We start from the raw sequence: 14,634 nt of genomic DNA on the forward strand, positions 1-14,634 counted from the left end.
TCGATGACTTTTCGTAAAAATAAAAAAAGCCCGCCATATAGGCGGGCTTTTAAAGAATCATCTGACTGGTGCGGAAATTTCCGCTTCAGATTATCTTAGTAAGTGATACAAATTGTACTTGCAGCAGTCGCATACGTTGCCGATGGAGCAGCGCCACCCTCGACAATCACACCTGTTGTACCATCACCATCATCATATTTAGTATCTACAAGCTGCTTCTGCTCTTGTGTCAAACCACCTTGACAAATCTGAATCCCGTTCGTGACAGATAGAAGAGTCGTCGTACCACCAAATGGATTCTCAGGAGCAGCAGCACCGGAACCAGCAAGGAATCCTGCCAATCTCAAAGACTCCCATGGAGCTTCAGCTGCAGTAATCAAACCATCTTCGTTACCGGCTGCCTGAGTAGCACCTGCAAGAAGATCAGCATCATCACCAGGAAGGTTGTTATAACGATCCTGATAACCATAAACGGCAGACATAAGCGCATCCGCTCCAGTTTTCACCGCTTTGATCTTTGTGTTTTCGATCAATTCTTGACCTTTCAATACACCACCAAGCAACAGACCGATGATGACCAATACAATCGCGATTTCAACCAATGTGAAACCCTTTTGATTTTGAAGTTGTGTTTGCGTAGTTTTCATTTTCTCATCCTCTTGAAATTTGAAACACTCTATAACCGTTTACCTGTTAGGTGAATTTATAATAACAAACGCTTTTTTTAAAAAAAGAGTAAAAGTTTTTTACTCTACGACAATATAACCACATTTTTATAAATGTGGCAAATTACGTAGGGTTATTTCAAAAGAAACTTGATTTTCTTCCTGTTTGAACTGAATTTCACCACCAACCTGCTTAAGCAACTCGCGAGTCAGGAACAGCCCCAGACCCATCCCACTTTCGCTCGTCGTCCAGAACGGCTCAAACATTCGTTCGGATTTAAGTTGACCATTACTTGTTTGTAAACAACTATTTATATAGACCGTCACATCTTCATCGTTCTCACTTACGATCTCAATACTCAAAGGGCAGTCGCCAACGGGATGGTCTCGATAATTACCCAAAATATTTTTAAACACTTCCAATAACACAGGCCGGGCAACGGCTACACTTCCCTCGCCGGTTAATTCCGCCTGCAATTGATACATGAACAGCACTTCTTCAATCAATGCATTCAGATCAACCAAATCAGATTGATAGAATTCGTGCAAAGGCTGATTCATCTGCCTAATGGTATTGGTCGCTCTTTGCGCCATAACCGGCATCGTATCCTGAAGACGGTTAACCAGACGCAGCTTATCGGAATCCTGCTGAATATCGGCAACCTGCTCACTCAACAATTTAATGAACTGGGCAATGTTCTTGACCTCGTGCTGCACAAACATCTGATAACGTTCCAAACGTTTTTGCGAATTCAAAATCTCAGCACGCTTATGCTCCAGGTCCTGTTGCAAAATTTGAATGAACGTCGTCACAACCAAATTCAGCCAACTGCTTTTTTCACCCTTGTATCCAGGCAATTCGAACGTCAACTGAAAATGCATATCTTCCGTTTCAACATCACAACTTCTTTGAATAGCCGAACGCCGTCCATCATGACCGAACGACTCAAAGCGATGTTCGCCAAACCATTCAATACTGGCCTGTAATTGATAAATTCCCGCTTTATCCAGAATTGGCCAGGCCTGGTCAAAAAAATCCAAGGCGTCTTGACCAACCTTATGATTAAGCTCGTAGAGTTCGGTAATGATACGGCTCAACTGCAAGGTCTGACGACGGACATAATAAGCCACCCAGAACAAAACCAAACCAATAGAAATTAAACTCAAAGACACCCAATCGGTCAAAAAATCCATTTTTTCATACCTTTTGCGCGTCTTCTCGACGAAAAAGCACAGACAAGCTATTGATCACGCTGAAGCCCGTATTTTTTAATCAAATAATAGACGTTTTCACGCTTGATACCTAAACGCCTGGCGGTTTCATGCACATTGAACTCAGTATCCGCCAATACCTGCTTCAACAATTTTTCTTCTGCTTGGTTACGAATGGATTTGACGCCTTCGCCCATCATGGCATCGATTTCGACTCTTTGAACACCTTCCTGTTCTTTAAGCCTTTGTGCCTGTTCGAAAAACAAAAAAGCCCGCCGAACGGCGAGCAATAAAGACTCTTGAGAAATGGGTTTTTCCAGAAAATCGAATGCGCCGTGTTTCAATGCCAAATAAGAAACCGATTCTGCATTCTGACCGGTCAGCACGATTGTTTTGATATTAGGTTGGTTATTTGCCAACCACTCAAGCACTGCGACACCTTCATCCGGTGTGTGCTCATGCGGCGGCATCCCCATATCCAAAACCACAACAGAAGGCGTAAACTCCTGCAATTTTTTCAATGCCTCTTGCCTGGATCCCGCCTCGCTTACATTAAAGTCATTTCCTTCAAGAGAATAACTTAACATTCCACGTAAAGCGGGATCGTCATCGACAATCAGTAAATCAGTACCCATTGCTTCCATTCGCAACTTAAGGAGCCGGCTGTTCGTATAAGATGTGTTCGAAATTAATCACCGTTCCACCTTCTGCGGCAATGACCGCATCCCATTCAGCCTGTGTGCTTGTTACTAACAAAGTATCGTCACCAGCACCACCATCCAAGGTTCCGCCTACCACATCACCCAGAACCGTAATCGTGTCGTTATCGTCTTCAAGTTTCACAGTACCGGTAACATCACCCTCTACGACAATCGTATCAATACCAGAACCGGTAGCTAAAACACCACCAACAGAACCGCCGATCGTACTGGTATCATCACCCGTACCAAGGTCTACACTGCCTCGATAAAGTACACCGCCTGCGATTGTAAAGGTATCGTTACCACCACCTAAATCAGCGGATCCGTTGGCTGCGACATTACCCCAAATAATCAGCGTGTCATTCCCTGTCCCCATGGTTGCGACACCGCCGTCTTCAATGTTTCCGCCAATTTCCAAGGTATCGTTACCAGAACCTGTATCAGCCTTACCACCGGCCTCGATGTTCGCGGTAACATAAAGCTTATCGTCTCCGTCCTTCAACTGAACAGCTGCATTAAGATTCCCTTCTTCTGGATTACCGAACTCATCCGTTCCTGCATCGATATAAAACGCATTGTTCTCACCGGTACCGACGTTTAGGTCATTGGAACTATCCACATCTCCACGAATGATGACATCATAACCATCATATTTAGAGTCATCATAAGTCAGAGAGATGTTATTCAACAAATCCAAAATCTGCTGTTTGATTTCATAACCCGAAATCGTCACCATCTGGTCGTCGTAATCCGCCCTATTGAAATAGCTCTTCCATAGAAACAGGTCGTTATTACAGTTCTCTGCCTCTTTACCTGTTTCTGCATTACAGGTTGTCAAAGAAGTTGAACCGCCATTCTCATTATATGCAACGATAACAGCCGGAATCGCGCTCACTTCAATATTGCTAGGTGTGATATCGCACCCGGTAGCAGACTTTTTACATACGGTGTAACTTTCCGGCACCGCAGGAACATCGGTTGTCGGAGGAGTCTGCAACGTAAACGCCGGAGGACTTTGGTTTCCAAAATAACTCGCCGAGTTAGCCGAATTCACTATTGCTACCGCATTCGTTGCATCCGTATTAATCCCGTAAGCGAACACGTTACCATAATCATCACTGGTCACATCAAAGCCCAAGCCAAGGTCATCAAAAGGAACCGTTCCCTTACTGGAAGTACATGCAATACCAGTTCTATTTTCCACCCCGTCATTATCCGTATCCGGACAAGGCATGTGACGGTTCACCAATACATAGTCCAGCATAGCGCGCTTAGTCACCTGCAAATTACCCATGGTATGAGACTGGTTCGCATTGTCTATATAAGCACCCAACGTAGTGAAGCCGGCACCGAAAACCAAACCGATAATCGCAAGAACGATTGCGATCTCAACCAGGGTAAAGCCTCTTAGGTTTTTTACCATTGTCTTTTTCATCTAAATTCTCCCGTGCCAATTATGGCCACTTTTGCCTGATTAACGGTGACCCAGGTTAGAAAATCCCTATCCTTTCCCGTCTGAGTATCAACAAAATTCCTATCATCATCACAATTTTCAAGTTCGTCTGCAGTCCCACCACTGCAACTACTTCGATTTACCTTATTTCCGTTCGCTCCCCAGGAAACCACAACGGCAACCACGCCCTCTCCCATCTGGTTTCCATCCTCATCACTGACCGTCAAATTATAAGAGCCGGTCACACCTCCATACGGAGGCGTCGCCAAATGAAAGAAAGGGGGCTTCGTGGAATTAAGCAAAGGCCTTGGATCCGTTGTATTGGTACACGGCTCACTACATATTCCCAATGAAACATTGCAATCACTGCCAGCCGTGATACTGGCTGAACAGTAGTAAATGTTCGTTGCGGGACATAACCATAAATTCGCCTTAGTACGCGTACCGGACTTGCCTAAAACACTCGCGGGCTCACAAATATCGTTCACATAGGTAGAGCTTTCAGCTCGCTGGTGTACTCTGTAATAATAAGGGTTCCCCCACGCATCTTTTTCCGGCACACCCAAATCATTAAACGGTAGAGTCCCCTCACGATCATCACAAACTGAAATTCCACTGGTAACCGTTCGATTTTCAACGCCATCCCCATCCGTATCGGGACAGGGCAAATAAGCATTGACGGACAAATAAGTCTGTATCGAATCGTCAATACGCTCCATATTTTGCTGCTCTTCCATCTTGTGGTCGGTATCAAACACCAATTCGAATACACCATTAAACCCTGCTAGCACGAACGACAGAATTAAAAGCCCAAGTGCAATTTCAATTAAAGAGAAACCCTTCTGACTTTTTATGGACATACAATCCCCCACGTGCGCCAATTTCCACCGCTCGGGTTAGTGGTTGCGTTATAGTCGTTATACCAATGCGGCAAAGCATGATCGATATCGGTGTAATCGGCATCAACACCTTCTATACGTCCTTTTTCAACGCATACCCTATGAGCCATCAAGGCAATCCAATCTTCATAAGTGATTCCAACAATCTGATCGGCACCTTCTGAATCACTCAAATCCGGAGTACCGGAAACAAAATTGTAATCACCGTCGTTATTGGCTGCGTCCAAGCCGTCATCACCTGCATCAATAATGATAGCTACATATCCACCCACACCATTCAAAGTTAACACAGGGTCAAACGAATCCGTACTACTCGTAGCAGATAACGGGTCACCTCCAAGCCTGTTCGGGTACAAAGGCGCGTATCGTTTAGGACCAACCCCCCCAACATTGTTATAGTTGGTATTTTGGGTGCTAAAACGCTCATCCAAAAAATAGAAATATCGACCGGCAGGCGCAAAATAAATATTGTAAGTGGAGATTTCTCTCGGTACGTATCCAGTACAAACCCCCGCTCCATTACATGAGCCCAAACCGACATTCAAATAAGGATCCGGTACAAATCCTGTTTTTTGAGGTTCAGCCGAGGCTGGCAGAAGAGGATTCCCACAGTTGTCTTCCACCCCTGTCGTTTGCCCATCTCCATCCAAATCAGGACAAGGGAAATACCCTACACCAGGAATCTTATCACTCCCCTCCAAGTTCCCACTACCGGAGTCCGTCATATAAATTTCCGGCTGCAAAGTCGCAAAATTCAACAACCGTTTCCTGACCTGTTTCAAAGCATACAATTCCTGATCCAACTCTTCATTCTTGAAAACGGAAATCAAGCTTTGATGTTTAGTAGACACCCACAATGCAGCTACAATCACCACTACTACAATAAAGAGCATCAAAACAAATCCATTTTGTTTGCGGCATACATCCATATAAACACCTCACTATGTTTTACATGATACTCTCAAACTCTATTCCATACTATTAGTATAGAATAATCCTTATAAACTAAAAATCCCACTTTCGTGGGATTTTTCTTTTATTACCATAAACTTATATTATTAGCTTGCTGCTCAAGCACCCACTCCTGGAATGCAGGAGGGCCATAAGCCAGGGTCAAAGGATTCTTCTCCAAGGCAGGGCTAGAAGGGTCTTGCTGCTGGTAAATCAATGGCCTCATCTCACGCTCGGCAAATTGCATCAACCAGGCCAATGTTTCTTCAGGTATCTCTCTACCAACCGGAACAGCCAGATCCACTTTAAGTCCTTGCCAGGTCAAAATCGAATCAATAACCAATGCGCCACACTCACTCGGCTTAAACGAATCGGGTAAAAAGGAACCGGATTTAACCCAGGCACACTCGAATTTACGGCACGGATCAACCGGGCGATTATCATAGTCATCACACCCACTTCCGGTACTGTGAGGACATGGATGTCCAGGATAAGCTTCACACCCCTTGACCTTTATTTGCACCCAACCGTCGCAACATGCCGTACAAGGTTGACATTCTCTCAACATAAACTGACACCTTAAAACTCAATCAAATCAGTAGAAAAGTATAACGTAGTAGGAATAGCCAAAAAAGAAACAATGGCTTTTTGCAGGCAATAAAAAAGCCCCGACTGTAAACAGACGGGGCTTTAGACAAAATTTTAATCAAACTGTCTTACGACAGCAATTGATTAGAACTTGTGCAATAGACCAACAGAAACTGTGTCCATAGACTTAGCTAGGCTGTTGTTAGCCATGTGCTTGTCTAGGCTTACGTATTCAACGTAACCAGTAGTCTTCTTACCGAAAGAGTAATCAAGACCTACACCGAAACCAGCTGCGTCTTTCATAGTAGACATTTTGTAGTCTACAGAAGAGTACTTAGCTTTAGGAGTGAAAGCACCCATTGTGTAACCGATGTTAGCTTGAATGTTAGAACCTTCAGTAGCAGTATCACCAGTAACACCGTCGTCGAAGTTCTGATACATTGCGTTAGCAACTAGACCACCAGTAGCGTACTGAGCAGACACACGAGTTTCAGTGTAGTCTTTAGTACCAGTTAGGTTGTCAGTGAAGTTATCGTATGCAGCAGACAAGAAAAGACCTTTCTTAGATGAACCGTACATAGCAGCGATTGAGTATGCATCAGTCAAAGAAGTATCTTGAGTTGCAGTATCAGTAGCTTCTGGAGAGATACCAGCAGCAACGATCTTAACACCACCGAAAGATGGAGAAACGTAAGCTAGAACGTTAGCAGCGCGGTTTTCACCACCTTTACCACCAAAACCAAGTTTACCAGCTAGAGGCTTGTTATCACCAGCGCCGTCGTTGAACATATCAGTCGCTTGAGACATTTTGTATGGAGTGTCGTGACGACCCATCAATACAGTACCGAAACCACCAGCAAGACCAACGTATGCGTTACGGTCTTTGAAAGTAGTTGTAGTAGTAGTAGCATTAGTACCACCAGCTACGTCAGCTTCCCATTCCATTTTGTAAACAGCTTTCAAACCGTTACCTAGGTCTTGAGAACCTTTGATACCGATACGTGAAGCGTTAGAGTTTACAGAGGTACCAGCGTCAGTAACGTTATCGATACTCATGTTGATCTGACCATAAACAGTAGGAGCGTCAGCCATTGCAACAGGAGCTGCGATAGCAGAAGCGATTGCTAGAGCAATTACATTCTTTTTCATTTTTACAATCCTTAAGTTAGTTAAAACTGTCCACCACTGGTGAACTTGAAAGTGACTATATTGGATTAAAATTTACTACGCAACTTTTTTTTGCAAAAAAACTACAAAATTATTTGATGTTGTTTTTTTGCAACACAATTTGCAATCCCTCTTATTCAACTCATAAACAATCAACAAGTTAACAATTACAACTTAATTATTTTTTTAACACTCAAGCCTAAAAAGCAAAAACCCGCCATAAGGCGGGTTTTTGATACAAAGCGAAAATATGTAAATATTAACGTTTTGAGAACTGTGGGCGACGACGTGCTTTACGCAGACCCACTTTCTTACGTTCAACCTGACGAGCATCACGAGTCAATAGACCGCGTGCACGCAATGCAGGACGGTTACCTTCTTCATACGCAACCAATGCGCGAGCGATACCGTGACGAACTGCACCAGCTTGACCAGTTGTACCACCACCAACAACAGTGATGTGAGCGTCAAACTTCTCAAGGTTTTCAGTTGCTTCAAGAGGCTGGTTAATAACCATTAGGTCGGTTTCACGAGCAAAATACTCTTTGATATCACGACCGTTTACAGTCATTTTTCCAGACCCCGCACGCAAGAATACGCGAGCGACTGAGCTTTTACGACGTCCTGTTCCGTAGTATTGTTCTGTTGCCATCTTCTAATTCCTCTTACAACTCAAGTGCTTTAGGTTGTTGTGCCGTATGCGGATGATCAGTTCCAGCATACACTTTTAGTTTTTTAAACATTGCACGCCCTAGAGGACCTTTAGGCAACATTCCTTTTACTGCAAACTCAATTGGACGCTGAGGTGCTTTATCGATCAACTTTTCGAAGTTGGTAGACTTAAGATGACCAACATAACCAGTGTGGTGATGATACATCTTATCTTTACGCTTGTTACCAGTTACTGCAACCTTGTCTGCATTGATAACAACGATGTAATCACCACAGTCAGCGTGAGGAGTATATTCCGGCTTGTGCTTACCACGTAAACGAGAAGCGATATCCGCCGCTAAACGACCCAAAGTTTTACCTTCAGCATCCACAACATACCAGTCACGTTTGATTTCAGCTGGCTTTGCAACAAATGTTTTCATAATTTGTTCCTAAAATTTAAATAATCCAAATCCATAAGATCCATCGTTCTATAACGATTTACGTTAAGTCCGATCAATCCACTTACTGTTTTAACGGGCAATAAGGGGGAAGGATTAACGAGAGCAAGGATTATACTGCTTAGTTCAAATGGTTTCAATCACTTATGCATAAATTTTCCATCAATTTACGCAGTTAAAATCCAAAACCAAGCAGGCCTGCCAAGTTAAATTCGATCAGACATTGAATCTGAAATGCATTACGTCTCCGTCCTGCACGATATATTCCTTCCCTTCCAATCGTTGCTTACCGGCTGCTTTAGCTCCGGCATCCCCTTTATACTCAACAAAATCTTCATAAGAAGTGACTTCGGCACGAATAAAGCCCTTCTCGAAATCCGTATGAATAACACCAGCTGCTTGCGGTGCAGTTGCTCCGACCTTGATCGTCCAAGCACGCACTTCTTTTACACCGGCCGTAAAATACGTTTGCAAGCCTAATAACTTATAAGCGGCGCGAATCACTCGGTTCAAACCTGGTTCTTCTTGCCCCATTTCTTCTAGGAAGTCGGCCTTATCTTCCGCATCCAACTCAGCAATTTCAGATTCGATTGCTGCACATACCGGCACAACAATTGCACCCTGCTCTTTAGCCAACTTCTCAACGGCATCCAAATATGGATTATTCTCAAAGCCGTCTTCATTCACATTGGCAATGTACATCATCGGCTTGATGGTCAATAGATGAAGGTCCTGTAACTGCTTGCGCTCATCATCACTCAGGTCAATCAGGCGCACCAACTTACCGGCTTCAACTTCTTTCTGGACTTTTTCCAACACGGACAAACGAGCGGAAGCTTCCTTATCGCCACTTTTGGCAACACGCTGTACTTTCTGAATCGCTTTTTCAATCGATTCCATATCCGCCAACACCAATTCCATATTGATGATTTCAATGTCACTCAACGGATCAACCTTACCGGCGACATGCACGATATCGTCGTTTTCAAAGCAACGCACTACTTGGACGATCGCATCGGTTTCACGAATATTGGCCAAGAATTTATTCCCAAGTCCTTCACCTTTGGAGGCACCCTCAACCAAGCCGGCAATATCCATGAAATCGACCGTCGCGGACAATACACGCTCCGGTTTTACGATTTCTGCCAGCGCGTCTTCACGCGGATCCGGAACCGGCACAACACCGACATTCGGCTCAATCGTGCAGAACGGGTAGTTAGCAGATTCGATCCCAGCGTTCGTTAATGCATTAAACAATGTCGATTTTCCAACGTTAGGTAAGCCAACGATTCCGCATTTAATTGCCATTGAGTGTCTCCTTAAGAATATAGAGGGCGTTGTATTAAGATTTGGTGTGAAGCTGATGCATCGCTTTCTGAAGATCGCCTTTGATCAAATCCGGAAGCACCCGGCTCGCTTCATAAATTCCGTCATCGATTTTCTGGCGATCCGTTTTAGAAGGTGACTTCAAGACATAATCGACTACTTGATCCCGATGCCCCGGATGACCAATTCCCAAGCGCAATCTCAGAAATTCTTTACCCATAGCCGCGATCATATCTCTCAAACCGTTATGGCCGCCATGACCGCCCCCTTTCTTGAGCTTGACGACACCAGGCTCCAAATCCAGTTCATCATGAACAACCAGAATGGATTCAACGGGAATTTTATAGAAGTTTGCCAAGGCCTGGATCGATTGACCACTACGATTCATGAATGTGGCCGGCTTTAACAACCAGAAATCTAAACCGGCAGACTGCACACGAGCCGCTTCGCCAAGAAATTTGGTTTCTGGACGAAATACCACACCATACTGTCTGGCTACTTCCTCCACAAACCAAAAACCGGCGTTATGTCGAGTCTGGTCATATTTATCGCCCGGATTACCCAGGCCTACAATAAGTTGAACAGATGACATACGCCGGCTCTCAAACAATCAAGTCTTTATTGAATTGAATCAATAAATCCTTACTTACGTTTTGGCTTAGTGATGTTCACAACTGACTGGTCGTAATCAGTATTACCGTGAGTCAATGCTGTGATTACAACACCTTCAGGCAACGCCAACTCAGACAAACGCAAGCTTGCACCTGCTTCCATTGTAGAAACATCAACTGTAATAGCTGTCGGTAGATTTTTAGCCAAACAACGAATTTCAACAGTAGGCTGAAGAATCGTCATCATACCACCCATCTTCACACCAGGCGCAGAAGCCTTACCAACGAAGTTGAACGGTACAGTTTTCGTGATCTGATTGTTATCAGAAGCACGCTGCAAGTCGATGTGAGAAACATCACCAGTTGCTGGATGACGTTGAACATCCTTAACAACACATGTTTCAGTCTCTCCACCGTTAACATCGATTGTCAAAACGGTGTTGAAAACGTCTCTATTTTCAAACTCGTGCTTTACAAAGTTTTGTGCAAAAGCAACCGATACCGCATCTTTATCAGCGCCGTAAATAATTGCTGGTACTTTACCCGCACGACGAAGGCGGCGGCTCGCACCTTTCCCTTCTTCCGAACGGATTTCTGCTGTCCAATTTTGGCTCATTTTTCTATACTCCAATAACGACAATCTTTATAAATAGCCGGTAAATCAATCGGTTACCGTACCTTCATATATTCAAAGACTGCCAATTCATAAATCTTACGTTTCGCGACCAAACGCAAGGGAAGCGAGAATTATACTCAAAAAAAGGCTTTTTTCCAGCTTTTTATATTAAATTCAAGCACTTCAATTGTATTCCATATCTCTAAAAAGCAAAAACGCCCCAAAAGGGGCGTTTTCTCGAATTCGAAGCAGTAACCAATTAGTGGTGCATCAATTCCGTTACCGACTCTTCCTGGTGAACACGGCGGATCGTCTCACCCAGCATTCCGGCGATGCTTACGCGACGAATACGCTCACAAGCCATCGCTTCCGCCGTAGCCGGAATCGAATCAGTGACTACCAATTCTTTCAGAACAGAACCATTAATGTTTTCAACCGCAGGGCCAGAAAGAACCGCGTGAACGACATAAGCAGAAACGCTTTTAGCGCCTCGTTGCATCAATGCCGCAGCCGCTTTACATAAAGTACCCGCGGTATCAACCATATCATCAATGATGATACAGTCGCGACCTTCAATATCACCAATAATGTTCATAACCTGTGAAACATTCGCTTTTGGACGACGCTTGTCGATAATCGCCATATCCGCATCAACCGCTTTGGCAACAGCTCGTGCGCGAACCACACCACCCATATCAGGAGACACAATCGTGACATTTTCCAAGTCACAATTCTTCTGCATATCTTCAACTAATAGAGGCGAACCGTAAATATTATCAACCGGGATATCGAAGAAACCTTGAATCTGATCCGAGTGAAGATCCACAGTAATGACGCGATGAGCACCAGCTACAGTGATCATATCGGCGGAAAGACGCGCAGTGATCGGAACACGCGCCGAGTGAGGACGACGATCCTGACGCGCAAAACCGTAATAAGGAACTACGGCTGTAATACGTGCTGCTGAAGCTCGCTTAAGCGCATCAATCATCACCAACATTTCCATCAGATTAACAGCAGGTTCAGGAGTACAAGTCGGCTGCAAAACATAGACATCTTGTCCACGAACAGATTCTTTTATCTCAACCATGATTTCGCCATCGCTAAAACGGCCAACATCGGCTTTACCAAGAGGAATATCTAAATACTGGGAGATTTTTTCTGCAAGACTGACATTTGCGTTTCCCGCAAAAATCATGACATTTCTGTTAGCCATTTAAGGCGCTCCTGTTCGAGGATAATATGACTTGGGGAATTCGGGAAGGATATTGGCAGGGCTGGCAGGATTCGAACCTGCGGTACACTGGATCAAAACCAGATGCCTTACCGCTTGGCTACAGCCCTTTAATATCTCTGTCGTTAAAGACAGGTGCGTATTATCCATTTATTTTTCCGGAATTCAAGCTAATTTTTACTTTTTCTTTAGGTTATTTTCAGTTTTTACAGCTTCTTTTTAACCGTCCAAGACTAGTGAATCGCCTCTCCAGCCTTCAGTCGTTCAATAAGCGTTTGATATTCAGCATTTTTTGAAAACTGTACCCGGTATTTTTCCCAAAGCTTTTGAGCCTGATCGACTTTACCCGTCTGCCACAAGGCGGAAACCAAATGCATCACGACCACTTCGTCCAATTTAATAGACAATGCTTTTTTAAGGTAAGTAACCGCTTGCTGATATTTTTTCTGTTGATAAGCCAGCCAGCCGACACTATCCAACACATAATAACTGTCAGGTGCCAAGCGCAAGGCTTTGTTTAACATGGCTTCCGCCTCGTTTAATTTAACTCCCTGCTCAACATAGAAATAACCTAATGCGTTCAATGCCTCGACTTCATCCGGCTGCAAAGACAAAACACGTTTCAAGTTTATCTCATAACCATCAAATCGTTTCAAATCGTAAAATATCACCGACTGAGCCATTAACAGTTCAATATCATTAGGATCCATTTCAATCGCCTGGTCATACAACGAAATCGATTTTTCGAACATATTACTGGCACGATAAAAAATCGCTTTCGCTCTCAAGACCTTAACCTTGGTTGCAGAATCTTCGCTCTCAATCTTATCCAATTCCGCCAAGGCTTCATTCAAACCTTGAGTAGCAAACAGAATTTCGGCACGGTGCAATTGAGCATCTACCGAATAAGGTACTTGCTTGACCATTGCATAAAACGACAAGGCCTCGTCAAACAGCCCCTGCTCTTGACTTAACACACCTAAATAATAATAACCGACCGATTCATAGCCGGGCTGCACCGCAACCTGTTCAAGATTCTTCCTGGCCTTATCGAACTTTTCCATCTCGATCTGTAACAAGGCTAGCGACAATCTCGAAGTTGTCGCCTCAGGATTGGCTTTGAGAATCATCTTGTATCGCGACTCCGCCGCTGAAAATTTTTCTGCCTTTACCTCAAGCCGGGCCATTCGCTCCTGAACCAACCAATCCTTCGGATTTTCCTTGAGATAAGTTTTTAAGCCGGCCAGTCCCAGCTGTGGAGACGGTAATTGCAAATAAGCTTTGGAAAGCAATTGATAAATCAGTGCGGCCGTCTTTTCACGCTCGGAATCCGTCAGCAACGCCAACGCCTTTTCAAGCATAGGGACCGCTTTTTCAGGCTTATCAAATTGAACAGCCAGAAACCCCTCGCCATAATAGGCCTGCCAAACATCCGGATACGTTTTCACAACATGGTCGAAAAACTGCAAAGCGGCTTCTGCCTCAGCGGCACGAGCCACCCTTTGGGCGGCCGACAACACATCTTGCTGCAAATCCATCGTTGACCGCTTTCTGTACTCCTGCCACTGTTCAATAGCCTGTTGAACCTTACCGGCACGCAATGACATCAAATAAGCTGCCCGCCAAGGAGTCGGATTTTTCGGTTCCACTTCCAGCCAAAGCTTGGCGGACTGTTCGACATTCCCTTCATCATAAGTCGCCATGGACAATTCAAAAGCCCGCTTAACCAACTCAACATTACGGGTTTTAACGGCCAGTGGATAAATCAAATCATAAGCGTCTGCCGGATAGCCCTTCGCCACCATCACTTCAGCAGCCAACACTTGATACATTAACTGCGCAGAGAGCTCCTCACCCTCTAATGTCGTCTCATCTTCTGCCGACACAAACGGCGCAGGAGGAGTAGACGCCTCTTGAGAATCTTCGGCAGAATTCTGCACACCCATCGTCGAACATGCCGTCAGTGTCAGCATTCCCATAAACGCTAACCACTTATTAATATTCAATCTCACCAAAACCTTCCAATAAAACTGTTTAAATACATTATCGGCTTTCCTGTTCGGAGCCCTTAAAATATAAGAATTCACAAGCCCCCGAAC

Annotated in this window: 15 protein-coding genes and 1 tRNA gene; all 16 read right to left on the minus strand. The window is 44.3% G+C overall.

The window, feature by feature from the left end:
- Positions 1–95: 95 nt before the first annotated feature.
- Entirely contained in the window at positions 96–647 is a 552-nt protein-coding gene (locus QCB45_RS10550; RefSeq protein ID WP_279420958.1) for a prepilin-type N-terminal cleavage/methylation domain-containing protein, read from the minus strand.
- A 126-nt stretch (positions 648–773) separates the two neighbouring features.
- Positions 774–1,859, minus strand: a complete 1,086-nt coding sequence (locus tag QCB45_RS10555) for an ATP-binding protein (protein WP_279420960.1) — start codon at positions 1,857–1,859, stop codon at positions 774–776.
- Between the two features lie 47 nt (positions 1,860–1,906).
- The gene (locus QCB45_RS10560; protein ID WP_279420961.1) at positions 1,907–2,512 is read right to left on the minus strand and encodes a response regulator; all 606 of its coding nucleotides are present in this window, start codon (positions 2,510–2,512) and stop codon (positions 1,907–1,909) included.
- Between the two features lie 16 nt (positions 2,513–2,528).
- A complete protein-coding gene (locus QCB45_RS10565; protein ID WP_279420962.1) occupies positions 2,529–4,013 on the minus strand; it encodes a type II secretion system protein in 1,485 nt (494 codons plus the stop codon).
- A complete protein-coding gene (locus QCB45_RS10570; protein WP_279420964.1) occupies positions 4,010–4,891 on the minus strand; it encodes a type II secretion system protein in 882 nt (293 codons plus the stop codon). Before QCB45_RS10570 ends, QCB45_RS10565 begins: the two co-directional genes overlap by 4 nt.
- Complete coding sequence (locus QCB45_RS10575) at positions 4,882–5,859, minus strand: hypothetical protein (protein ID WP_279420966.1); 978 nt, start codon at positions 5,857–5,859, stop codon at positions 4,882–4,884. The genes QCB45_RS10570 and QCB45_RS10575 overlap by 10 nt, the downstream gene beginning before the upstream one ends.
- Positions 5,860–5,969: 110 nt before the next feature.
- Positions 5,970–6,449, minus strand: a complete 480-nt coding sequence (locus QCB45_RS10580; RefSeq protein WP_279420968.1) for a hypothetical protein — start codon at positions 6,447–6,449, stop codon at positions 5,970–5,972.
- Positions 6,450–6,613: 164 nt separating this feature from the next.
- The gene (locus tag QCB45_RS10585) at positions 6,614–7,618 is read right to left on the minus strand and encodes a porin (protein ID WP_279420969.1); all 1,005 of its coding nucleotides are present in this window, start codon (positions 7,616–7,618) and stop codon (positions 6,614–6,616) included.
- Positions 7,619–7,895: 277 nt separating this feature from the next.
- A complete protein-coding gene (gene rpsI / locus QCB45_RS10590; RefSeq protein ID WP_279420971.1) occupies positions 7,896–8,288 on the minus strand; it encodes a 30S ribosomal protein S9 in 393 nt (130 codons plus the stop codon).
- A 13-nt stretch (positions 8,289–8,301) separates the two neighbouring features.
- Positions 8,302–8,730, minus strand: a complete 429-nt coding sequence (gene rplM / locus QCB45_RS10595) for a 50S ribosomal protein L13 (protein ID WP_279420974.1) — start codon at positions 8,728–8,730, stop codon at positions 8,302–8,304.
- Between the two features lie 234 nt (positions 8,731–8,964).
- Complete coding sequence (gene ychF / locus QCB45_RS10600; RefSeq protein WP_279420976.1) at positions 8,965–10,056, minus strand: redox-regulated ATPase YchF; 1,092 nt, start codon at positions 10,054–10,056, stop codon at positions 8,965–8,967.
- A gap of 34 nt (positions 10,057–10,090) precedes the next feature.
- Complete coding sequence (gene pth / locus QCB45_RS10605) at positions 10,091–10,666, minus strand: aminoacyl-tRNA hydrolase (RefSeq protein WP_279420978.1); 576 nt, start codon at positions 10,664–10,666, stop codon at positions 10,091–10,093.
- A gap of 50 nt (positions 10,667–10,716) precedes the next feature.
- Complete coding sequence (locus tag QCB45_RS10610) at positions 10,717–11,301, minus strand: 50S ribosomal protein L25/general stress protein Ctc (protein ID WP_279420980.1); 585 nt, start codon at positions 11,299–11,301, stop codon at positions 10,717–10,719.
- A gap of 259 nt (positions 11,302–11,560) precedes the next feature.
- Positions 11,561–12,517, minus strand: a complete 957-nt coding sequence (locus QCB45_RS10615; RefSeq protein ID WP_279420982.1) for a ribose-phosphate pyrophosphokinase — start codon at positions 12,515–12,517, stop codon at positions 11,561–11,563.
- A gap of 53 nt (positions 12,518–12,570) precedes the next feature.
- Positions 12,571–12,645: transfer RNA gene (locus QCB45_RS10620), tRNA-Gln, on the minus strand.
- Positions 12,646–12,768: 123 nt separating this feature from the next.
- Complete coding sequence (locus QCB45_RS10625; protein WP_279420984.1) at positions 12,769–14,547, minus strand: tetratricopeptide repeat protein; 1,779 nt, start codon at positions 14,545–14,547, stop codon at positions 12,769–12,771.
- Positions 14,548–14,634: the final 87 nt, after the last annotated feature.

The sequence above is a fragment of the Thiomicrorhabdus sp. ZW0627 genome (genome assembly GCF_029767005.1).
In the GTDB taxonomy this organism is placed as follows: domain Bacteria; phylum Pseudomonadota; class Gammaproteobacteria; order Thiomicrospirales; family Thiomicrospiraceae; genus Thiomicrorhabdus.